18 protein-coding genes and 1 tRNA gene are annotated in these 21,349 nt (G+C 72.2%); 12 read left to right on the top strand and 7 right to left on the bottom strand.

The window, feature by feature from the left end:
- Positions 1 to 728 precede the first annotated feature (728 nt).
- Positions 729 to 802 (bottom strand) — tRNA-Gly (locus Ae717Ps2_RS26460).
- A gap of 163 nt (positions 803 to 965) precedes the next feature.
- Here Ae717Ps2_RS26460 and Ae717Ps2_RS26455 point away from each other — a divergent pair.
- Both Ae717Ps2_RS26455 and dcd read left to right on the top strand, forming a co-directional pair.
- On the top strand, positions 966 to 2,147 hold the full coding sequence (locus tag Ae717Ps2_RS26455) for a UDP-N-acetylglucosamine 2-epimerase (RefSeq protein ID WP_075309407.1): 1,182 nt from the start codon (positions 966 to 968) through the stop codon (positions 2,145 to 2,147).
- A 26-nt stretch (positions 2,148 to 2,173) separates the two neighbouring features.
- Positions 2,174 to 2,758: a dCTP deaminase gene (gene dcd / locus Ae717Ps2_RS26450; protein WP_075309409.1), complete on the top strand. Its 585-nt coding sequence runs from the start codon at positions 2,174 to 2,176 to the stop codon at positions 2,756 to 2,758.
- A gap of 2 nt (positions 2,759 to 2,760) precedes the next feature.
- Here dcd and Ae717Ps2_RS26445 read toward each other — a convergent pair whose 3' ends face one another.
- The gene (locus Ae717Ps2_RS26445; protein ID WP_020621989.1) at positions 2,761 to 3,060 is read right to left on the bottom strand and encodes a helix-turn-helix transcriptional regulator; all 300 of its coding nucleotides are present in this window, start codon (positions 3,058 to 3,060) and stop codon (positions 2,761 to 2,763) included.
- Positions 3,061 to 3,165: 105 nt separating this feature from the next.
- Between Ae717Ps2_RS26445 and Ae717Ps2_RS26440 the strand changes: the two genes are divergently transcribed.
- Together Ae717Ps2_RS26440 and Ae717Ps2_RS26435 are read left to right on the top strand one after the other, a co-directional pair.
- A complete protein-coding gene (locus tag Ae717Ps2_RS26440; protein WP_020621990.1) occupies positions 3,166 to 3,546 on the top strand; it encodes a nuclear transport factor 2 family protein in 381 nt (126 codons plus the stop codon).
- Between the two features lie 31 nt (positions 3,547 to 3,577).
- Complete coding sequence (locus Ae717Ps2_RS26435; protein ID WP_075334012.1) at positions 3,578 to 4,747, top strand: hypothetical protein; 1,170 nt, start codon at positions 3,578 to 3,580, stop codon at positions 4,745 to 4,747.
- Positions 4,748 to 4,810: 63 nt separating this feature from the next.
- Here the strand turns inward: Ae717Ps2_RS26435 and Ae717Ps2_RS26430 are convergent, their stop codons facing one another.
- Positions 4,811 to 7,294, bottom strand: coding sequence for a (Fe-S)-binding protein (locus Ae717Ps2_RS26430; protein ID WP_075309413.1), 2,484 nt, complete (start codon positions 7,292 to 7,294; stop codon positions 4,811 to 4,813).
- 512 nt (positions 7,295 to 7,806) lie between these two features.
- Between Ae717Ps2_RS26430 and Ae717Ps2_RS26425 the strand changes: the two genes are divergently transcribed.
- The 7 genes from Ae717Ps2_RS26425 to Ae717Ps2_RS26395 are packed head-to-tail and all read left to right on the top strand — an operon-like array spanning position 7,807 to position 15,808.
- Positions 7,807 to 8,085, top strand: a complete 279-nt coding sequence (locus Ae717Ps2_RS26425; RefSeq protein ID WP_020622502.1) for a hypothetical protein — start codon at positions 7,807 to 7,809, stop codon at positions 8,083 to 8,085.
- A 3-nt stretch (positions 8,086 to 8,088) separates the two neighbouring features.
- Entirely contained in the window at positions 8,089 to 8,781 is a 693-nt protein-coding gene (locus tag Ae717Ps2_RS38480; RefSeq protein WP_075309415.1) for a hypothetical protein, read from the top strand.
- On the top strand, positions 8,759 to 11,869 hold the full coding sequence (locus tag Ae717Ps2_RS26415; protein WP_143510470.1) for an ATP-binding protein: 3,111 nt from the start codon (positions 8,759 to 8,761) through the stop codon (positions 11,867 to 11,869). Before Ae717Ps2_RS38480 ends, Ae717Ps2_RS26415 begins: the two co-directional genes overlap by 23 nt.
- A complete protein-coding gene (locus Ae717Ps2_RS26410; protein ID WP_075309417.1) occupies positions 11,866 to 13,776 on the top strand; it encodes a hypothetical protein in 1,911 nt (636 codons plus the stop codon). The genes Ae717Ps2_RS26415 and Ae717Ps2_RS26410 overlap by 4 nt, the downstream gene beginning before the upstream one ends.
- Entirely contained in the window at positions 13,766 to 14,362 is a 597-nt protein-coding gene (locus Ae717Ps2_RS26405) for a hypothetical protein (RefSeq protein WP_075312624.1), read from the top strand. The genes Ae717Ps2_RS26410 and Ae717Ps2_RS26405 overlap by 11 nt, the downstream gene beginning before the upstream one ends.
- Positions 14,359 to 15,384 carry a C40 family peptidase gene (locus tag Ae717Ps2_RS26400; protein WP_075309419.1) on the top strand — a complete coding sequence of 342 codons (1,026 nt, stop codon included), beginning with the start codon at positions 14,359 to 14,361 and terminating at the stop codon, positions 15,382 to 15,384. Before Ae717Ps2_RS26405 ends, Ae717Ps2_RS26400 begins: the two co-directional genes overlap by 4 nt.
- Positions 15,385 to 15,412: 28 nt before the next feature.
- Positions 15,413 to 15,808 carry a hypothetical protein gene (locus Ae717Ps2_RS26395; RefSeq protein WP_226361536.1) on the top strand — a complete coding sequence of 132 codons (396 nt, stop codon included), beginning with the start codon at positions 15,413 to 15,415 and terminating at the stop codon, positions 15,806 to 15,808.
- Between the two features lie 234 nt (positions 15,809 to 16,042).
- Here Ae717Ps2_RS26395 and Ae717Ps2_RS26390 read toward each other — a convergent pair whose 3' ends face one another.
- The 4 genes from Ae717Ps2_RS26390 to Ae717Ps2_RS26375 all read right to left on the bottom strand — a co-directional run bounded on the left by Ae717Ps2_RS26390 (position 16,043) and on the right by Ae717Ps2_RS26375 (position 19,188).
- Positions 16,043 to 16,864 carry an ESX secretion-associated protein EspG gene (locus tag Ae717Ps2_RS26390; RefSeq protein WP_075309423.1) on the bottom strand — a complete coding sequence of 274 codons (822 nt, stop codon included), beginning with the start codon at positions 16,862 to 16,864 and terminating at the stop codon, positions 16,043 to 16,045.
- Positions 16,861 to 18,228: a PPE domain-containing protein gene (locus tag Ae717Ps2_RS26385; protein ID WP_075334011.1), complete on the bottom strand. Its 1,368-nt coding sequence runs from the start codon at positions 18,226 to 18,228 to the stop codon at positions 16,861 to 16,863. Before Ae717Ps2_RS26385 ends, Ae717Ps2_RS26390 begins: the two co-directional genes overlap by 4 nt.
- A 31-nt stretch (positions 18,229 to 18,259) precedes the next feature.
- Entirely contained in the window at positions 18,260 to 18,562 is a 303-nt protein-coding gene (locus Ae717Ps2_RS26380) for a PE domain-containing protein (RefSeq protein ID WP_158071548.1), read from the bottom strand.
- A gap of 101 nt (positions 18,563 to 18,663) precedes the next feature.
- Positions 18,664 to 19,188: a DUF3558 family protein gene (locus Ae717Ps2_RS26375; protein ID WP_158071547.1), complete on the bottom strand. Its 525-nt coding sequence runs from the start codon at positions 19,186 to 19,188 to the stop codon at positions 18,664 to 18,666.
- A gap of 275 nt (positions 19,189 to 19,463) precedes the next feature.
- Between Ae717Ps2_RS26375 and dnaK the strand changes: the two genes are divergently transcribed.
- A complete protein-coding gene (dnaK, locus tag Ae717Ps2_RS26370; RefSeq protein ID WP_075334009.1) occupies positions 19,464 to 21,335 on the top strand; it encodes a molecular chaperone DnaK in 1,872 nt (623 codons plus the stop codon).
- Positions 21,336 to 21,349: the final 14 nt, after the last annotated feature.

The raw sequence follows: 21,349 nt of genomic DNA, 5'->3' as shown, positions 1-21,349 counted from the left end.
GTGCGCCAGCTAGCCGATCAGGCTAGACACGAGCATGCCAAGTGGGTTAGCAATAGTTTGAGTGTCTGGGTCGCTGAGGGCAATATTGTACTGGAGGCTGCAAGTGGGCTCGTCTGAGTTGATGGCAAGAAGTCGTTTTCGCACATCCCGTAGGTCTGCTGGCATGAGGTCAGGATCATCGTAAGTCATGCACAGGGCACCCGACCTGCCAGGTTTGCGACACAGAAGCTCAGCGTGTCGATCGTTTGGGCTGTGGAGTTGACTAGTTCTGAAAGCTTCGTAGTGATCTGCGTCAGCGGATTGCTGCTTTGGTCTGTACAGAAGCGCAAGGCGATGCGCCGGAGCAAATTTAGCCAGCGGGTTTAGTGGGCGGAGCTGGTGGTCAGGTCGGCGTACCGGGGATGCACTTCCACGACCTCCGGCGCGTCGGGACCGTCTGTGCGGCTCAGACCCGTTCAGTGCGCGGGACTTCATGGAGCGAACGGGCCATGACGACATGCGGGCCGCGTTGATCTGCCAGCGCGCCACCAGCGAGGCTGATCGTCTCATCGCGGACCGGCTGTCGTCGTTACTCGACGAGCATCGACCGTCGGGCGACGAGGACGGGCCGACCGGCGCCCTCGTTCCCACCGGCTAGTTGCTGTGCTGTTGCTGGCGGGTCCGGCGACGGCGACCGAAACACGGACGGGCAGGTCCGGCTATGTGCCGCTGACCTGCCCGTTCGTGTGTGGAGCGGATGACGGGAATCGAACCCGCGTATTCAGCTTGGGAAGCTGATGTTCTACCATTGAACTACATCCGCATGTCGCGAGATCACCCTAGCACCACGATCCGCAGACCTGTCATGGACCTCCCCGCCCCGGCCACCGCACGAACCGACCACCGGGCGCGCACGTCTCGACCGGGCCACCCGCTCCGCGCACACTCGGCACCGTCGGTCACGCCTCGGCCGGAAGGTGACTGCGATGACGGTGTTCGACCCGATGTCGGTCGATGCGTCCGGGTTCCCCCCGGACCACGAGCACGACGTCCTGCTCATCGCCGGTAGCCGTCCCGAGGTCGCACGGCTCGCCCCGGTCGCCGGGGCCGTCGCGGCGGCGGACCGCATCCGGGGGATCACCGTCGCCACCGGGCCGGACCCGATGGCCGTCCACGAGGCGTTCGAGGCGCTCGGTGTCCCCACCGACATCACGATCCTGCTGCCGCTGGACACCGGGCCCGGCATGGCCGACGTCGCCGCGGCGCTGTTCACCCGGCTCGACCAGCTGCTCGTCGACCAGGACCCGTCCGCGGTGCTGGTGCACGGCGGCGGGCTGGCCGCCGAGGTCGCGGCGACGGTCGCGTTCTGGCGGCGGATCCCGATTGTGCACATGCAGGCCGGGATGGGCACCGACGACCTGCTGTGCCCGTTCCCGCAGGAGGCGCACCGGCGGGTCATCGGCCAGCTCGCGTCGCTGTTCCTCACCACCAGCGGTTCCGCGCTGGGCAGCCCCCTCGGCCCGAACGTGCTGACCATCGGCGACACGATCAACTCGCTGCCCGGTCCGCAGCACCAGGGCTGTGTCGACGCGCTGGAGCGGGTGCACGACGAGCGCCGCAGGCTGATCGTCGTCGACCTGGCGCGGGCCTCGTCGTCGCCGGTGCTGCGCGGCGTCGCGGACCTGCTGGAGCGCTACCCGCGGATCGAGATCGTGCTCTTCGGTGCGCTCGCCGCCGGGGAGACGGCCCGATCGCTCGGCACTCACCCCCGGGTGACGGCCGTGCCCGAGCCCCCGCTGCCCGACCAGCTGGCCGTGCTCGCCGCAGCGACCGTCCTGGTCAGCGACGATCACGAGCTCGTCGTCGACGCGCCCGGCCTCGGCACCCTGGCGGTGCTGGTCGACGGGCCGAACGTGCCGCAGCCCGGCGACTCGATCCGCAGCATCGCCGCCCACGACACGGCCGCCGCCGTCGCGCAGGTGCTCGACGGTGACCACGGGCGTCGCGCCGCTGCGTCGGACGGTTTCGAGGCCGCCCGGGCCGAGCAGGCCATCGCCTGGATGTTCGGGCTGACCCGCTCGCCGCAGCTGCCCGACGACCTCGTGGGCGGCGGCCGGCACGGTTCCGGCGAGGTGGAGTCGGACTCCGAGGAGTCCTCCGAAGCGTGACCGTCGGTCCTGGATAGGCTGTCGGCGTGCTGCTCTCCGACCGCGACCTGCGCAAGGACATCGAGTCCGGCCGGCTCGTGCTCGACCCGTGGGACGTCGAGATGCTCCAGCCGTCCAGCGTCGACGTCCGGCTGGACCGGTTCTTCCGCGTCTTCCAGAACTCGCGCTACACCCACATCGACCCCGCCCAGCAGCAGGACGAGCTGACGACCCCGGTGGAGACGCCGGACGGCGAGTCGTTCGTGCTGCACCCCGGCGAGTTCGTGCTGGGGTCGACGTTCGAGCGGGTCGGTCTGCCCGATGACCTGGCCGGTCGGCTGGAGGGCAAGAGCTCGCTCGGGCGCTTGGGTCTGCTGACCCACTCCACCGCCGGGTTCATCGACCCGGGCTTCACCGGGCACATCACGCTGGAGCTGTCCAACGTCGCGAACCTGCCGATCACCCTGTGGCCGGGGATGAAGATCGGGCAGCTGTGCCTGTTCCGGCTGTCCAGCCCGGCCGAACGGCCCTACGGCACCGAGGGTGTCGGGTCGCGCTACCAGGGGCAGCGGGGGCCGACCCCGTCGCGCGCGTTCCGCAGCTTCCACCGCACCGACACCCGGCGGAGCTGAGCTCACCCGTCGACGACGGCCGCCACGAGCCCGGGGAACCGCGCGTCGAGATCGACGCGCCGCAGCCGGGTCCGCAGCACCCTGCCGTCGCGCCGCTGCTCGATCACGCCCGACTCCCGCAGCGTCCGCCAGTGATGGCTCGCGCTGCTCTTGGTCATGTCGGGGAGGATCTCCTGGCAGGTGAGCGTCTCGTCCTCGCCGAGGGCGGCCAGGGTGCGGACGACCCGCATCCGCACCGGATGGTCGAGTGCCGCGATCACGGTCTCGATGCTCAGCTCATCGCGGCTCGGATCGTCCTGCATGCCCCGATGGTACGACTGCGTTCGAACTGATGTGGCGGCGGTCATCTGGAAGACGGCCGGGTTCGAGGGCTACGGTTCGAATCAAATCGAACAGTTGGAGGAGCCATGGACGTCCGTCACCACATCGCCACCGAGTTCCACTCCGCCCTCACCACCGGGGACAAGGACCGGCTGCGAGCGGTTCTCGACCCGGCCGTCACCTGGACCCTGCCCGGGAACAACGCGGTCTCCGGCCGGGTCGACGGTGCTGAGGCGGTACTCGACCGTGCGGCGCTGATCGCCTCCTACGGGGTGGACTTCGCGCTCGAGCACGTCCTGGTGAGCGCCGACAACGTCGCGCTCGGTCTGCACAACACGGCCCGCCGCGGGGACCGGGTGCTCGACGAGCACCTCGCCACCGTCTGCCGGATCGGGGACGGCCGGATCGTCGAGATCGAGACCTTCCTGTCCGACGAGCCGGGCATGAACGCGTTCTTCGGCGCTTGAGCGGGCTCCCGCCTCGCTACGCTGGGAGGTGATGGACGCCGACCGCAGCTCCCCGGACCCGTGGGCCACCGGCCGTCGCCGCAGCGGACGACCCGACCGCGGTGTCCGCCCCGCCGCCCGCCGGCCGGACGCCCCCGATCCGCCAGCCCGCGCCGCCGCGGACCGTCCCGCCGGGCCGGGCGACGCTGCGGACCGTCCCACCGGACAGGGCTATGCCGCGGACCGCGGCACGGTGCACCCGCCGGTGCCCGGGACCGAGCTCGTCGTGCCGACCCCGGAGCAGCCCCGGACGCCGCCGGAGGCCGACCCGCGTGCCCTCACCCTCCCGGACGGGCCCGCGACGGGAGGCTCCGGACCCGGGCCGGGTGCCGACGACCCACCCGGGTCGGGGCCCGACGACCCCTGGGCCCCGTGGCGGAAGCTGCGACCCCGCAGCCTCCGCGGTGCCACCGCGCTGGGCCTGGCCGGCGCAGCGCTGCTGCTCCTGCCCTTCCTCGACGACCCGGACCGCTGGTGGGTCCCGGTCGGACTCGGCTTCGGCACCCTGGTCCTGCTCGCCCTGCTGCGGCTGGACCGGCTGCTGCAGGGCTGGGCACCGCACGTCGCCGGGGTCGTGCTCGTCGCGGCCCTGGTCAACGGGACACGCGAGAACCCGTGGGCGTGGGGGCTGGCCCTGTCGGTCGGGGTGATCGTCGCCGGGGCGCTGCTGCTGCCCCGCTGGAAGGTGCTCGCCCTGGGCGTGGTCCTGCTGGTCGTGTCCGGGGTCGGCTACTTGTTCCGCTCCGCGGAGATCCGCCAGGACCAGGCCCGGATCGACGCCCAGGCCGGCACCCAGTTCCGCACCGATCTCGGCGTCGCCCGTCCACAGCTCGCGCTCGTCTCGCTGGACACCGGTGTCGCCTCGCCGAACCCGGCCCGGGTCTGCCGGCTCGTGCAGCCCGCGGCGCTGGACCAGGTGCGGGCCGCCACCGGGGCGCCCACCTGCGAGGACGCCGTCGCCGTGCTGCACGGCCGGGTGCCGGCGGGAGCCGGGGTCACCGAGCCGGACCGCCGCCCCGACCCGGTGGTGGCGGTCGGCGCCACCACCACCGTCGACGCCTGCCGCTCGGCCTGGGGCGCCGCCGCGCCCCAGCTGGGCCGGGTCGTGCTCACCCGGACCACGCCGTCGACGTTCCAGGTCAGCTCCTTCGCACCCTGCTGACCCCCGCACACACGACGACGGCCGGGCCCCCGTGCGGGGTGCCCGGCCGTCGTCGGTGGTGGGTCAGTTCTCGTTCGAGCGTTGCTGCTCGGCCTGCTCCGGCGACGAGCCGTTGGTCGAGCCGTTGCCGTTCCCGTTGCCCGACGACGCCGGGGTGCCGGTGCTCGACGCCCCGTCCGAGCCGGCCGGGGTGGCCGGGTCCTGCGCCGCGGCCTCCTCGGCGACCTCCGCCTCCGGGGTGGCGACGGCGGGGGTCTCCGTCGTCGGCGCGTCCTCGGCGGTGGTCTCGGGGGTGGTCTCGGCGGTGGTCCCGGCCGCGACGGGCTCCGGCTCCGGAGCCGGGTCGCCCCGCTTGACCGCGGCGAGCAGCATCTGCGAGACGTCCTGGACCTGCACGGCCTCACCGGCGGTCTGGTTCACGCCGTCGGTCATCATCGTGCGGCAGAACGGGCAGCCGACCGCCAGCGTCCCGGACGGCTCCGAGCCGCCACCGGCCTTCGTGAGGGTCTCGGCGGCCTCCTCGGCGCGGGTGAAGTTGATGCGCTTGCCGATGCGCTCCTCCATCCACATCCGGGCGCCACCGGCACCGCAGCACATCGACCGGTCACCGTGGCGCGGCATCTCCGACAGGGTCGCTCCGGCCGCGCTGACCAGGGCACGCGGGTCCTCGTAGACCTCGTTGTGCCGGCCCAGGTAGCAGGGGTCGTGGTAGGTCACCGGGGCGGCGTCGGCGGCGGGGGCCGAGACGGGGACCAGCTTCTTCTCCCGCACCAGCTTGTTGAGCAGCTGCGTGTGGTGCACGACCTCGTAGTGCCCGTCGAGCTGGGGGTACTCCCGGCCCAGGGTGTTGAGGCAGTGCGGGCAGGTCGTCACGATCTTGCGGGTCCCGGTCTCACGGCCCTCGAAGACCGTGTTGAGGACCTCGACGTTCTGCTGCGCGAGCATCTGGAACACGAACTCGTTGCCCGAGCGGCGCGCCGGGTCACCGGTGCAGGTCTCGCCCGATCCGAGGACGGCGAAGTTCACCCCGGCCCGGTGCAGCAGCTCCGCGGTGGCGCGGACGGTCTTCTTCTGGCCGTCGTCGAACGCGCCGGCGCAGCCGACCCAGAACAGGTACTCGGTGTCGGCGTCGAGCTCGCCCTCCACGACGGGGACCTCGAAGTCCAGGCCCTTCGTCCACTCCAGGCGGTCCTTGGCGTTCTGGCCCCAGGGGTTGCCCTTGTTCTCCAGGTTCTTGAAAAGAGAGTTGAGCTCGGTGGGGAACTCGGTCTCGATCAGGACCTGGTAGCGGCGCATGTCGATGATGTGGTCGACGTGCTCGATGTCGACCGGGCACTGCTCGACGCAGGCGCCGCAGGTGGTGCAGGACCAGAGGATGTCGGGGTCGATGACGCCGTTCACGTCCTCGCCGCCGATCAGCGGGCGGCCCGCGGCCTCCAGCGCGTCGACCGGAATGGCCGCCAGGCGCTCCTCGGCGCCCTCGCCGGTGATGCCGACCTCGTCGCCGGCCATGTCACGGCTGCCGCCGGCGAGCAGGTAGGGGGCCTTCTCGTACGCGTGGTCGCGCAGGGCGTTGACCAGGAGCTTCGGCGACAGCGGCTTCTCGGTGTTCCAGGCCGGGCACTGGGACTGGCAGCGGCCGCACTCGGTGCAGGTGGTGAAGTCGAGCAGGCCCTTCCAGGTGAAGTCCTCGACCTTGCCGACGCCGAACGTGTCGGTGTCGGGGTCGGCCTCCTCCAGGTCCAGCGCCTTGCCCTGGCTCATCATCGGCCGGGTCGCGCCGAGGGCCTTGTAGCCGTCGTCGTTGCGCTTGAAGTAGATGTTCGGGAACGCGGTGAACCGGTGCCAGGCCACACCCATGGTGGGCTTGGCCGCGATCACGATCAGCCAGATCATCGCCGACAGGACCTTCACCGCGGCGAACACGCTGACCAGCGCGGTGGAGGCGGGCAGGATCGTCGACAGGGCGTAGGACACCGGAGCCGACCACACCGGCACGTCGAAGGCGTTCAGCGAGATCTTCGCGGCCCGCACCACCAGGATGCCCAGGCCCTCGAGGAACACGACGCCCTCGACGAAGTACGCCCGGCCCATGTTCGACCCGTAGAACCGCGACATCCGGCCCTGCGAGCGCGGGTTGTTCAGCTGCCGGATGACGATCAGCGCGGCGATGCCCACGACCGTGGCGACGCCGAGGAACTCGACGTAGATCGAGTACACCGACCACACGCCGATCAGCGGCAGGTGGAAGGTCGGGTTCCAGACCTCCACGAACGCCTCGACCAACGCCAGGATCAGGCCCAGGAAGCCCACCATGACCAGCCAGTGCAGGATGCCGATCTTGGTCCACTTGAGCATCCTGGTGTGGCCCAGGGTCTCCTTGAGCATGGTCACGAGCCGCGGCCCGAACGGGCCGTTGCGCGTCGGGTCGGACTGACCGAGCCGGATGATCCGGACCATCCGGGTCACGGTCATGGACACGAGCGCGACGGCGACCACTGCCGACAGCACCGTGATGATGCCGAGCGTGTACTGCACCCAGGTCATCTGGAGGAACCTCCCTGTAGAACACCCAGCGGTCCCTGCCGGAGCGTGGTGCTGCCGTGACGGATCGGGACGGGAAACGGTGAACCGGTCCTGGGGCGTGCGGAGGCGGGGGTGCGGTCGTGCGCGCACGGCGTACCGTGCCGCCGGGACCGGACGGGCCTCGTCATCGCAGTGCCTCCTCGGACCTCGTCGTCGCACTGGTGTGGTGGGGTGCGACGACGGTCGGGCGAAGGGTAGTGCGCCCGGCCGTGGGTCGCCCGACCCCGTCACGGTCGGGCCATACTTGTTACCGAACAGTAGACAAAGCCGACCATGACATCTCGGGCCGGGGGCGGGGTGCCGGGGAGATACGAGTCACGCCCGATCGACACTGCTCCGACCGTGTCGACCCGATCGCGCAGCGTGGCGCACGCGTGGGCCGGGTGGCTCAGCCCCTAGGATCACGTACGGGTCTCGTGGTCTACTCGCCTGCGGGAGCGACCGGGACAAATGGACTGCCGCAAGGAGGAGCTGTGAAGACCTCGTACGAGGCGATCCAGCTGGTACTCGCCCAGGGCGGACAGCTGACCACGGTCAACCTCCGCGACTGGATCACGAACAACATCGTGCCGCTGATCCTGCTCGCGATCGCCGTCATCCTGCTGTGGATCGGTGGTCGTGGTGACAACGCCGGCGTGGCCCGGCGGAGCATCGGACTGCTGGTGGGTCTGATCGCACTGGGCATCGCCGTGACCGGCAGCGGTCCGGCCATCGGACAGGCGCTGGCCAACCTGCTCGTGACCCCGGGCTGACCCGTGCTCGTTCGCACGGACGACGAGGTCTACCGCGTCGACGCCGTCTGGCTCGGGCCGCCGCGTGCCACGTTCCCCTGGCGCGCCCGCTACGTCAGCTACGGCGTGGGTCTCCTCGTCATGATGCTGATCATGTTCGTCCAGCGCCGGCTCGGCATCGGGCTGGACTTCTTCTCCGTGGCCTGGGCGCTCGTCGGCACGATCGCGATCACCCGCCTGCTCGGCAAGAAGATCGACTACGAGCGGCCGCTGGGCCAGGTGCTCGCCCAGTTCTGGGCCGAGGTGACCGGTCCGCGGGCCGGGCGCAAGGCCGCGGGCGGCTCGGTGCGCGCGTCCCACGTGCGTGTCCACACCACCCGTGCCCACCCGGGCACCCCCTCCTCGGGCGGACGGGCCCGCGCACTCGGTGCCCCCCGCCGCTCCTCGTTGAGCGCGGCGGACGCCACGCCGCGCCCCGCGTCCGGCACCCTCGTGGAGTCGGTCCCCGACACCGCCGGCCCGGTGGTCCCGGGGTTCGAGGCCCCGGTTGCGGCACCCACGCGCGTGGTCCCGCCGTTGCCGGAGCCGGGGAGCGCGCCGCGGCGCGGCCGTTTCCGCCGGGCCCGCGGCAGCGGCAGCGGTCGTGGGGCGAGCCTCCCCGCGCGCACCGGCCGTCCCGACCCGTGGCGCCGGAGTGGCCACCGTGGCCGCACCTGAGCGGACCCCCCGCCGGAGGGCTCGGCGTGGCCGGGCCCGTGCCGGCGAGGGCGGTTCGGACTACACCCCGTCGATCGCGCTGCGCTCGATCGACGGTCACATCACCCGCACCAACGGCCAGGTCATGGCCTGGTACCGGCTCGCGGCGCAGGCGTGGAGCTTCCGCAGCGACAACCAGCGCGAGGTGCTGATCCGCCAGATCGCCGCGCAGCTCGGCGAGCTGCAGGGGCGCTGGCTGCACCTGCGGGTCACGACCCGGCCCTACCCCGTGCACATGTGGGCCGAGTCGTTCGACCAGAACGCGATCGGCCGGATGCCCGACGTCCCCGGCGCACTCGGCTGGGACGGCTTCCTGGAGGGCGAGCAGCGACACCTGATGGGCCTGTCGATGGCCGACAAGGAGGTCTTCCTCGGCATCGAGGTGTCCGGCCGCGGGCTGTTCGACCGCTGGGTGGAGCACGCCGCACCCGTCCTGGACCGGCTCGTGCCGTCCGCGGTCAAGGCCGAGCTCGCCGCGCTGGAGACCGAGATCAACCATCTCGACGTGCTCGTCGCCGGGTCCGGGCTCGACGCCGTCCCCGCAGGTGCGGAGGACATGGCCTGGCTGATGCACCGTTCGGTCGCGCTCGGGCTGCCCGCGCCGCGCGGGCTGTCGTCGGTGCCGCGCGGGGTCTCGACCTGGGAGCCGGAGGACCTCGCCGCGTTCACCGAGGGCGTCGACCTGCACCAGGAGCCCTACGCGCCGACCGTGCAGGTCGTCGGGCGGATGCGCAGCCAGACCGTCACCCGCAACGTCGCGGTGCTCTCGGTCGGGCTGATGGAGGGCCTGCGCATCCCCGAGATCGACGACCCGTGGATGCAGCACTCCGACCGGCTGCCGTTCCCGGTGGAGTGGTCCGCGCGGATCTACGTGCGCCGCCCGGAGGACGTCACCGGCGAGCTGCAGCGCCAGATGGGCAAGGTGCGCAGCCAGATCCGGCACTACACCCACGACCACGACCTCGACCCGCCGATGTCGCTGGCCCGCCAGGCCGACCGGGTCCTCGAGGTGGAGGACGAGCTCACCACCGGGCTGACCCAGCTCAACACCCGCCTCTACGGCTGGTGGCGGATCGCGGTCTCCGGTCGCGACGAGGCCGAGGCCACCACCCGCGCCCAGCAGGTCGTGGACCTGTACCGGCCGAAGGTCCAGATCGAGCACCCCGAGGCGCAGTACCGCTACGCCCGCGAGTTCATCCCCGGCGAGCCGCTGGCCGCGACGGCCTACCGGCGACGCGGGTCGGTCACCTGGGCGGCGGCCGCGGTCCCGGCCGCGACGGCCAGCGTGGGCGACCGGCGCGGGATCATGCTCGGCGAGACGTGCACCGCGACCCGGCGCCCGGTGGCCTGGGACCCGTGGCTGGCCCAGGAGGTCCGCCGCGCGTCCGGCCTGACCGCGATCGTCGGTGGTCTGGGATCGGGCAAGTCGTTCCTCACCGGTCTGGTCGTCTACAAGACCCTGCGTGCCGGGGCCCGCTGGACGGTGCTCGACCCGTCCGGCCCGCTCGCGGAGCTGACCCGGCTGCCGGAGCTGGCGCCGTTCTCCCGGCACATCAACCTGCTCCGCGCCGACCCCGGCATCCTCAACCCCTACCGGGTGGTGGCCGAGCCGCGCCCGGACCACTTCCTCGACGACGACGACCCCGAGCGCGCCTGGAAGCGGGAGCGGTCGCTGGCCGCGGCCACCCGTCGCCGCCTGGTGCTCGACGTGCTGTCGGGCCTGCTGCCCTACGAGATCGCCCGCCAGCCGCACACCCGGATCGTGCTGCTCCGGGCGGTGCGCGAGGTCGGCGGCTCGCCCGACCGGCACCCCGGCATGGTCATCGACGCGCTGCGCAGGCACGCCACCGAGGGTGAGGACCACGCCGGCGTCGTCGCGGACTTCCTCGACGAGCGGCGCGAGCTGCCGCAGGCCGCGCTGCTGTTCCCCGACGAGACCCGGGCGGACCCCTGGCAGGCCGACCGCGACTACCGGCTCACCGTGCTGACGATGCAGGGCCTGTCGCTGCCTCGTCCGGGCAGCCCGCGCGAGGAGTGGACCGACAACGAGTCGCTCGGCGTCGAGCTGCTGAACCTGGCCTCCTGGCTGACCCAGCGCACGATCTACGACGCCGACCGCAACCTCCGCAAGGGCGTCGCGCTCGACGAGACGCACTTCCTGTCCCAGGTGCCGACCGGCAAGGTCCTCATCGACCGGCTCGCCCGCGACTCCCGCAAGTTCAACGTCCGCGCCCTGTTCGCCTCCCAGCTGGCCGGCGACCTGCTGCGGGTGTCGGGCTTCGCGTCGCTGGTCAACGCGGTGTTCGTCGGCCGGACCGACGACGAGGAGGCCCAGTCCGAGGCGCTGCGGCTGCTGCGCGTGCCCACCGGTGTCGGCTACGAGGAGATGCTCGGGACGCTGTCCCCGCGCCCCCGCCACGACGACCGGCCCGACGACGCGCCCCGCCAGTTCGTGTTCGCCGACGGCCACGGCGGTGTGGAGAAGGTGCGCATCGACTTGGAGGCGCCGCACCTGGAGCACGTCCGCGAGGCGCTCGACACCAACCCCGACGCCGCCCGGGTCGTCGCCCCGCGTCCGCCCGGCGGGCCGGCGCTCACCGGGCCGGGGAGCCCCGAGATGACCGCGCCCGACGAGCCGAGCCCGCTGCCCGCGCGCCGCGCCCCGGCCCCGGTGGCGGTGCCCGACCTCGACGGCGACGAGATCGACCTGATCACCGACACCCGGATCGGCCCCGGCGACGCCGACCCCGTCCTGGCCGGCGGGATCCGCGCCGGTGGGGTACAGGTCGTGTCGGTCGCCGCGACCGACGCCGCCGTCGGACGTGCGGAGCTCTACGACGACGAGCAGCTCGACCTGCTCGACGAGCTCGACGACGACTGGATCGTCGACGAGCCCGCCGCGACGCCCCCGAACGCGGCGCCCTCGAACGGGACGCCCCCGAACGGTGGTGCCCCGAACGGCACGGCCCCGCACGGCGCGCCCTCGGACGGGGCTGCTCGCACGAACGGCCACACCCCGCCCACGCCCCCCGACGGGGACGGACGGTGACGGCGGGGCTCGACCCGTCCGGCGGCGCAGGGATCTGGGTCGTCCTGGGTGTGCTGCTCGCGGCCGTCGTCGTGTCGGTGCGCAGGACGCGCCGCGCACGCCGGCCGGACACCCCGGGGACCACCCGGCGCCGTCGCCGTCGGACGGCGATCCTCGTGGTCACCGCGATCGCCGGCGGCACACTCCTGCTCGGCTCGCCCGCGATGGCGCAGGCGCTGGACTGCAAGACCCCGCCGGAGCCGGACCGCCCCGGCACCGGGCTGGTCGGCTCGCTCGACCGGCCCTCGGCGCTGCACGGGGAGGCAGGCAGCGTCTACGAGGAGGTCGGCTATGCCGGTCTCGTCTGGCACAACTACGACCTGGGCTGCGCCGCGTCGGGCGTGCTGAACCCCTCGGTCACCACCGACACCTGGCTGGGAAACCAGGTCTTCAACCTGGCGAAGCTGACCGTCGGCGGGGTGAACTGGGCGCACTACCTGATCGCCGACGGCGGGTCGCTGTTCGAGCCGCTCGACCAGGTCATCACCACCGCGACCCGGGCGATGTACGAGACGGTGTTCACCACCTGGGTGGGCCTCGGCCTGCTCGGGTTCGCGATCATCGTGTTGCTGCTGGCGATGCGCGGCGAGCTCGCGCGCCAGGCCCAGCGCACCGGCATCGCGGTGCTGGCGCTGATGATCGGCTCCGCCGCCTATCTGGCACCGGTCGACTGGTCCCGCGCGGCGGACAACCTGCTGCTCGACGGCGTCACGCAGATGCAGGAGGGCTTCCTCGGGCAGGTCGGGCTCGGCACCCGCGACACCCTCCCCACGGTGCTCGTCGACCAGGTGGCCTACCAGAACTGGCTGCGCGGGACGTTCGGCGCACCGGACGTCCCGCAGGCCCAGGAGCTGGGCCGGGACCTGCTGCGGGCCCAGGCGTTCACCATCGACGAGATCGACCGCGGCGAGGACACCAGCGAGACGGCCGAGCGCAAGAAGAGCGAGTACGCCGCGATCGCCGACCGCATGGGCGACCGCTACCCGTACTTCACCGGGGCGTCCGGCAGCCGGATCGGAGCCGGGACGCTCGCGCTGATCCAGGCCGCGTGCATCGCGCTGTTTCAGCTGCTGTCCAAGGTCCTGGTGCTGGTCGCGTTGCTGATCATCCGGCTGATGGTGGTGACGGCGCCGGCGATCGCCGTCGTCGCGTTGCTGAAACCGGACGTCATCCCGGCGATCCTGCGCGTCGGCGGCGCGGCGATCGTGAACACGCTGGTCGTCGGGGCGCTGGCCGGGCTGCACGCGCTGCTGGTCGTGTCGCTGTTCGCACCCGGATCCGGGGTCGATCTGTGGCTCGCGCTGCTGGTCACCGGTGTGGTCACGCTCGTGCTGTGGGCCGTCGCGCGACCGTTCCGGCGGCTGGTGTCGATGGTGACGCTCACCCGCGAGCAGTTCGGCGGGATCGTCCCCGGCATCAACGGCGGCCCGGTGTCGCGCGTCTGGAACCGGATGCGGGGCCCGAACGACGCCGACGAGCGCCAGTCCCGCTGGTGGTCCGAGCGCGGCGGCCACGGCGGGTCCGGCGACCCGGGCGCGGTGCGCCCGGAGGCCGAGACCGCTGCCGGGCCGGGGGCCCGGGTCCGTCGTCGCGCGGCGACGGACGTGCCCTCCCCCCAGGCGGCCCGGATTGCCGAGCCACGCCGCGGGGCGCTGCCGGTCGGGGTGTCCGGGCGGCCCGACACCGGGTTCGCGACGCGGGTCGACCCCGGCGAGGTCGACGACCGCTCCATCTACCGCCGCGACGACACGGGCCCCCGTCGCCCCGGCGACCCGGCCCCGGTGACCCCGGAGCTCGTCGACGGCGTGCCCGTCTACAAGATCTACCGACCGCGGGCGGCCCACACCGGCGGTGACCGTGCCGATTAGGTCCTCCCGCGGCCGTGCCGGCGCCTACCGCGCGGTGTGGCAGTGGCCGCTGCGCTCCCCCGTCCGGCTCGCCGTGACGGTGGTGGTCCTGGGCGGACTCGTGTTCGGGCTGGTCTCGCTCGGAGGTTCCGGCGGTGCGGCGTCCGGGGGGCTCGTCGCCGGGGGAGGCTCCGGCGGCAACCGGTGGGACAGCGGCTCGTCCGGGGTCTCCGCGACGCCCACCCCGACCCTGCTGCCGCCGGTCCCCGAGCTGACCCCCGAGGCGCTGCCGGTGTCGCAGGCACCGCAGCAGGCCCTGGAGACGGCCCGGGTGTGGGCGTCGGCCTGGGTGAACCACCCCGACGGGATGACCTCCCAGCAGTGGGTCGCCGGGCTGCGGCCGTACACGACCGACGAGTTCCTCGGCGTGCTCGCGAGCGTCGACCCGTCGAACGTGCCCGCCTCCCGGGTCACCGGGCCGGCCACCCCGACCCGGGTCGCGCCGAAGAGCATCGAGGTCACCGTGCCGACCGACACGCTGACCCTGCGGATCCTGATCGTCGACACCGAGGCGGGCTGGAAGGTGTCCCGCTACGACCGGGCATGAGCACCCCGCTGACGCGTGCGCTGCGGCCGTTGCGGCTGCTGCTGCCGTTCGTCGCGATCGGGATGGCGCTGGTGCTGTTCCTCACGGTCGGCTTCCTCGCGTTCAGCCCCAACCTCGGCGGCGGTCGGTCGAACGCGGCCTGGTGCGACACCGGCATCTCGACGGCGACGGTCGGCCGCGGTGGCGGAGGAGCCACCTTCGAGACGCTGTCCGACGAGCAGAAGCAGAACGCCGCCGCGATCATCTCGGTCGCCAAGGACATGCAGCTCCCGCCGAAGGCCTGGCTCATCGCGCTGGCCACGGCGATGCAGGAGTCGACGCTCCGCAACATCAACTACGGGGACCGGGACTCGCTCGGGCTGTTCCAGCAGCGTCCGTCGCAGGGGTGGGGGACCCCCGCGCAGGTCACCGACCCCGCCTACAGCAGCCGGATCTTCTACGAGCGGCTGATGGAGGTGCCCGGCTGGGACTCGCTGCCGGTGACAGTGGCAGCTCAGAGAGTCCAGCGCTCCGGTTTCCCCGACGCCTATGCCAAGTGGGAGGGCCTGGCCGCGTCGCTGGTCCAGAACATCGGCGACGTCGCCAACCCGACCGGCTGCGCCCCCGGCACGACCGGCGCGCTGCCCCCGGGCGTCGCCGGCGCAGCGATCGGGTTTGCGCTCGGCGAGCTCGGCAAGCCCTACGTGTGGGGCGCGACCGGCCCGGACGCCTACGACTGCTCCGGCCTGCTCATGCGTGCCTACGAGGCCGCCGGGCTCACGATCCCGCGGGTCTCGCGCGACCAGTACAAGTCCGGCGGGCACCTGCCGGTGCGCGACGTCGCGCCGGGCGACTTCCTGTTCTACGCCCACGACCCGTCGGATCCGAGCACGATCTACCACGTCACGATGTACATCGGCGACGGGAAGATGGTCGAGGCGCCCAACCGCAATTTCCCCGTCCGGGTGCAGCCGGTCCCGTGGGACTTCGCCGACCTCGTGCCGCTCGCCACCCGGCCGGGGACCACGCCGAACCCGGCCTGAACGGGGTCGAGGCGCCATCATGGGCGGCATGCGCTCCCCGCTCTCGGACTACCTCGACTCCGCGGTGCCCGGTGCCTGCCCGGACCACCTCGTCGTGCCGCGCTCACTGGCCCAGTCGATGCCGCTGCGCTGGCAGCAGGTCTTCGTCGGGCTGCTCACCGACCTGCACGAGGCCTACCCCGACGTCGTCTGGCCCGAGTACGCGGTGTCCGCGGTGCGCGCCGAGCCCCTGACCGAGCTCGACGACGCCCAGCTCGCGACACACGGCTACGTCACCGAGCTGGGTCCCGACGGGGATCTCGAGTACCGCGACGTCGACGACCGTGTGGTCCCGGGGTCGCTGCCGGTCCGGGTGGAGGTGCCGGACACGGTGCCGCCGGCGTCGGCGGGGCAGGTGCCGCGGGGGACCGTCGTCCTGCGCTGACTTCACGGGACCCCGCTGCGCTCACGCCGCTGAGCCGATCATGCTGCTGAGCCGATCATGCTGCTCGCGCCGGTCGGTTCCGGGGATCTGCGCGCTCCGTGGCCGGGCGACGGCGAGATGCACCTCAGCGGGAATCGTCGATCCCCACGGCCCGCTGAGCTGCATCTCGCGGTGCGACAGGGATACCTCCCCTGCGGAATTCGCTTACCCGGTAAGCGAGTTCCGGGCTGCCCGTCACCATGTCCGGTGCGCCCCGACCGGTGCGCGACGGCGCCGGGCCGCGTCGGCGAGCCGGTCCAGCTCACGGACCAGGTACGTCGCGTCGGCCGGTCCGGCGTGCACGACGGCGTCGTCGGGCAGCGGGCCGCCGACGACGTCCGGGGTCGGGCGCCGTTGGACGTAGCAGCCGTCCGGGGTGGCGTGCACCAGCAGGACACCCGGCGCGCGGCACGGGTCGGGTCCCTTGCGCCCGGCACCGAGCTGGGCGACGCCCTCGGTCCGTCCCATCCGCCGCGGCACTTCGGCCTCGGCCGCGGTGCAGCCCCGCCGGAGGAGCTCGTGGACGAGCCGGTCGGCGTCGCCGTCGGCGCGCTCGACGGCGTCCCCCAGCACCGCGACGGGAATCTGCACCCCGACACCGGGGCCCGGGACGACCTCGCCGAGCAGCTCGACCAGGACGGTGGACGCGTCGTCGGGCCGGACGCGCACGAGCGCGACGTCGTCGTCGATCCGGGTGGCCAGCACCGCGCGCCCGGCCCGCCGCGCGACCAGCGCACGCTGCCACGACGGGGGTGCGACCACGAGGTCGTGCTGGAACTCCGGTGCGACGACCGTGCGCAGGTCGTCGACCAGGTTCGGCTCGAACACGGTGCCGGTGAACAGGCCCCGCGCCGCCAGGGTGTCGAGGCACCCCCGTACGAGGCGGGCCCGCTCGACGTCGGTGAACCCGGGACTGAGGAGCTCCAGGACCGCGGGGTTGCGACCGAGGTCGAGGAGGTCCCGGGCGACGTCGAACTCGGCGGCGGTGAGGACGGTGGCGCGGTTCCAGTCGATCATCGGTGGGGCTCCTCGGGTGCCAGGACGGCGTCGGTCGCGGCGATCTCGATGTCGAACACCTCGTCGGTGGGGACGACGTAGCGGTTGCGGTGGTCCTGGGCGTCGCGGCCGCCCGCGCCGCCGGCCATCGGGCCGTAGCCGCTCGGGCCGGTGCCCCGTCCGGTGGTCTCGCCGGGGCGGGCGGACCAGGCCGGGTCGGTGGACCGGTTGCCGGGGCCGAACGGCTCGAACGGCCGTCCGCCACCGGACCCCGTCCCGCCGGGGAGGCGCTCGCCGTACCCGGGGCCGCGGGCCGATGGCGGGAGGAGTGGCTGCGCCCGGGTCCGCTCGCCGAACTGGCGCCCGAGGTCGACGCGGGTGCCGAACGGATCGGGGCCCGGTGCCGTCGACGTGGGGTACGCGCCCTGGGGTGGCGCGAGCCGGTACGGGTCCGGGGCGGGCGTGGTCGGTGGGTCGAGGCGCTGGGGTGCGACGACGTCGGCCGGTCCGGGCAGCCCGGTGTGGTCCCGGTCGGTGCCGTCCCCGCTGGTCCCGGGCCCGTCGGGGCCAGCGGGTCGCCCGACGTCCGGCGTGCCGGGACCCGAACCTCCCGACCCACCGCTCCCCCGCCCGCCGACTCCCCGCCCGCCGGGAGCCTCGACGCCGCCCGGTCCGGGCCGGGGCCCGGCGCCCGGCGGACCCGGTGCGACGCCGCCCGGTCCTCCGCCGCCGACACGGGCGGCTCCGCCGCCGTCCCCGACGGCGGCCGGGCCGAACCCGCCGGCCCCGTCCGAGCTCGGCGGCGGACCTCCGGCACCGGTGGGCGCCGCGGCCGAGGCCGGGTCGACGGTGAGGAAGCGGTCGTCGATCGCCGACGCGGTGGCGAGGTGCTCCTGCAGCACACGGTCGGCCTCCTCGCTGTGCCGCTGGTCGCGTTCGAGCGAGGTCACGTAGTCGGCGACGGTGGCGCCCAGACCGGTCAACGGGGCGCCCGCCAGCAGGTGGGCGTTGCGGACGCCGCTGGTGAAGATGCCGGGCGGGGTGGGGTCCAGGGCGGCGATGGCGGCCTGGGTGCGGTCGAACGACTGTCCGTAGGCGTCCAGCTGGGTCGCGCCGTTCGCGGTGACGGGGGCGGTGCACGTCATCGAGGTGGTGATGCCGTCGAGGGACTGCTGGGCGGCGGCCGCGGCGGGGCCCTGCCAGGAGACGCCGAGCTCGGTCATGCGCTTCCTGGCCTCGTCGGCCGCGGCACGGAGTTCGGTGTCCGCGGTCCGGAGCGCGGACGCGGCGTCGACGACCGCGGACGAGCCGGGTTTGCCGACCACCCAGGCGTACTTCTCCTGGAGGGACTTGGCAGCGAAGTTGAAGCCCTGGTGGAACGCCATTCCCGTGTCCTCGTGATGGGTGGAGCGACGGTCAGATCCGGAAGGACCTCTCGATCGCGGCCTCGTCGATCCGGTACGACGAGGCAACAGCACGCAGCGACGTGACGGCCTGTTCCAGCTCGGCCCGGTGGGCCATATGACGATCGATGATCGCCGCGAACTTCTCGTCGAACACAGGTGTCGCCATCCCTGAGATCGGGTCCTCGCCGCACGGGCCGACCGTGCAGCCGAGCGCGTTCTGGAGGGCGGCGCGAATGGCCTCAGCCTGCTGCGCGAGTGAGCGTCCGACGCTGAGGACGTTGTCGGGAGACACCTGACTGATCAGGTTGTTCAAGCTCGGTGCAGCCGACGGACTCATGAGCGGGCAAAGTAGTCGGCGATCCGGGCGAACGTGGGTCGTCCGAGCGACTGCTTCGCGGTCGTGAATCGCGAGGGTCAGCTCGGTGCCAGCACTGCGAGAGCCTCGTCGAGGACCTCGTGCGCCCTGTCGCAGGGTGCGCGTACGGCACTACCGGCTTGGCGCAGTTCGTCGGTGGGTACCGAGGCCTGAGCTCGCACGGACGTCGAGGGGCCGCTGTCGGCCACGGCTTCGCACACGGTCAGCCGGGAAGTGGACCGGTCGTTCTCGATCACGTCATATCCCCGGGCCTGACCGGAGGAGGAACCCGCCGACCGGAGATCTGCTGCGGGGATGGGAAGGAACTGCAGGTTGATGTCGATCCGCGGGTTCCCGGTCCCGAAGTAGCCGCATGACGGGGCCCGCGTCCCGCGTATCGCCGCGTCGTTCTTCCGGGGGTCGCGGAGTTCGAGCGCCCCGAGCATCTGTGCGGACAGGAGATCGCAGGGATGCTTGTTCGTGACGTCGATCGGACTCGGTCCGGCCGCTGGTGGCCGGTCCGGCCCCGGAGGCGTGGCGCCCGAGCCGCAGGCGGTGGCCGTGGCGGTGAGGACGGCGGCCAACGACCCCAGTACGAGCCGACGCGCAGCCGGTACGAGCACGTGATCCTCCGTCGACGATCGACCGGCCACAGGCTAGCCCGCCCCACGGACCTGCACACGTGAACGTCGCGGATAAAAGTTGAGTCCCCCGGGAACAAGTCTCTCGGGTGGTCCGTTGACCCCCACGAGAGCAAGTTGAGCAGAGCCCACTCAAGGGCGATGCGCGAGCTGCTCCCCGGTTTGGTACAACTTGAGCCGGACGCACTCATACCCCACACATCTCGGAGGCAGTCACCATGGCTCGTACGGTCGGTATCGACCTCGGGACCACCAACTCCGTCGTCGCCGTCCTCGAGGGTGGCGAGCCGACGGTGATCGCGAACTCGGAGGGTGCCCGCACCACTCCGTCGATCGTCGCGTTCGCGCGCAACGGTGAGGTCCTCGTCGGCCAGTCGGCGAAGAACCAGGCCGTCACCAACTCCGACCGCACCTTCCGCTCGGTCAAGCGCCACATCGGCACCGACTGGAAGACGCCGGAGATCGACGGCAAGACCTACGCGGCGCAGGAGATCAGCGCCCGCGTCCTGCAGAAGCTCAAGCGGGACGCCGAGTCCTACCTGGGCGACGAGGTCACCGACGCCGTCATCACGGTGCCGGCCTACTTCGAGGACGCGCAGCGCCAGGCGACCAAGGAGGCCGGTCAGATCGCCGGCCTGAACGTGCTCCGCATCGTCAACGAGCCGACCGCGGCCGCGCTGGCCTACGGCCTGGACAAGGGCGACAAGGAGCAGACCATCCTGGTCTTCGACCTGGGTGGCGGCACGTTCGACGTGTCCCTGCTGGAGATCGCCGAGGGCGTCGTCGAGGTCAAGGCGACCAACGGCGACAACCACCTCGGTGGTGACGACTGGGACGAGCGGATCGTCACCTGGCTCGTCGACAAGTTCAAGTCCTCCCAGGGCATCGACCTGACCAAGGACAAGATGGCGATGCAGCGGCTCCGCGAGGCCGCGGAGAAGGCGAAGATCGAGCTGTCCAGCTCGTCCTCGACCAGCATCAACCTGCCCTACATCACGGTCGACTCCGAGAAGAACCCGCTGTTCCTGGACGAGACGCTGTCCCGCGCGGAGTTCCAGCGGATCACCCAGGACCTCCTGGACCGCACCCGTCAGCCGTTCAACCAGGTCATCAAGGACGCCGGCATCTCGGTGAACCAGATCGACCACGTCGTGCTCGTCGGTGGCTCCACCCGGATGCCCGCCGTCACCGAGCTCGTCAAGGAGCTGACCGGCGGCAAGGAGCCCAACAAGGGCGTCAACCCGGACGAGGTCGTCGCCGCCGGTGCCGCGCTGCAGGCCGGTGTGCTCCGCGGTGAGGTCAAGGACGTCCTGCTGCTGGACGTCACCCCGCTGTCCCTGGGCATCGAGACCAAGGGCGGCGTCATGACCAAGCTGATCGAGAAGAACACCACGATCCCGACCAAGCGCTCGGAGATCTTCTCCACCGCGGATGACAACCAGCCGTCGGTGCAGATCCAGGTCTACCAGGGCGAGCGCGAGATCGCCGCGTACAACAAGAAGCTCGGCATGTTCGAGCTGACCGGCATCGCGCCGGCCCCGCGCGGCGTCCCGCAGATCGAGGTCTCCTTCGACATCGACGCCAACGGCATCGTCAACGTGTCCGCCAAGGACATGGGCACCGGCAAGAGCCAGGAGATGACGATCACCGGCGGGTCGGCGCTGTCCAAGGACGACATCGACCGCATGGTCAAGGAGGCCGAGGCGCACGCCGAGGAAGACGCCAAGCGTCGCGAGGAGGCGGAGACCCGCAACCAGGCGGAGACCCTCGTCTACCAGACGGAGAAGTTCGTCAAGGAGAACGACGACAAGCTCCCCTCCGACGTCAAGGACTCGGTCAACGCCGCCCTGGGTGAGACCCAGGAGGCGCTGAAGGGCACCGACCACGAGGCGATCAAGTCCTCGATGGAGAAGCTCGCCACCGAGTCCCAGAAGATGGGGTCCGCCCTGTACTCGCAGCCCGGTGCCGAGGGCGCCGCGGGTGCCGGTGCCGAGGGTGGTGCCGGCGCGACCGGTGCCTCCGACGCGCAGGACGACGTCGTCGACGCCGAGATCGTGGACGACGACAAGGACGCCAAGGGCAGCAAGTGACGGCCGGCGGCCAT

The sequence above is a fragment of the Pseudonocardia sp. Ae717_Ps2 genome, assembly GCF_001932475.1.
Classification (GTDB): domain Bacteria; phylum Actinomycetota; class Actinomycetes; order Mycobacteriales; family Pseudonocardiaceae; genus Pseudonocardia.
The sequence above is the reverse complement of the archived record's forward strand: the minus strand, read 5'-3'. Positions and strand labels throughout refer to the sequence as shown.

Coding starts and splice junctions, on each gene's coding strand:
- Ae717Ps2_RS26455 (WP_075309407.1), top strand. CDS start 966: ATGACGGTGTTCGACCCGATGTCGGTCGATGCGTCCGGGTTCCCCCCG.
- Ae717Ps2_RS26445 (WP_020621989.1), bottom strand. CDS start 3,060: ATGCAGGACGATCCGAGCCGCGATGAGCTGAGCATCGAGACCGTGATC.
- Ae717Ps2_RS26440 (WP_020621990.1), top strand. CDS start 3,166: ATGGACGTCCGTCACCACATCGCCACCGAGTTCCACTCCGCCCTCACC.
- Ae717Ps2_RS26435 (WP_075334012.1), top strand. CDS start 3,578: ATGGACGCCGACCGCAGCTCCCCGGACCCGTGGGCCACCGGCCGTCGC.
- Ae717Ps2_RS26430 (WP_075309413.1), bottom strand. CDS start 7,294: ATGACCTGGGTGCAGTACACGCTCGGCATCATCACGGTGCTGTCGGCA.
- Ae717Ps2_RS26400 (WP_075309419.1), top strand. CDS start 14,359: ATGAGCACCCCGCTGACGCGTGCGCTGCGGCCGTTGCGGCTGCTGCTG.
- Ae717Ps2_RS26395 (WP_226361536.1), top strand. CDS start 15,413: ATGCGCTCCCCGCTCTCGGACTACCTCGACTCCGCGGTGCCCGGTGCC.
- Ae717Ps2_RS26390 (WP_075309423.1), bottom strand. CDS start 16,864: ATGATCGACTGGAACCGCGCCACCGTCCTCACCGCCGCCGAGTTCGAC.
- Ae717Ps2_RS26385 (WP_075334011.1), bottom strand. CDS start 18,228: ATGGCGTTCCACCAGGGCTTCAACTTCGCTGCCAAGTCCCTCCAGGAG.
- dnaK (WP_075334009.1), top strand. CDS start 19,464: ATGGCTCGTACGGTCGGTATCGACCTCGGGACCACCAACTCCGTCGTC.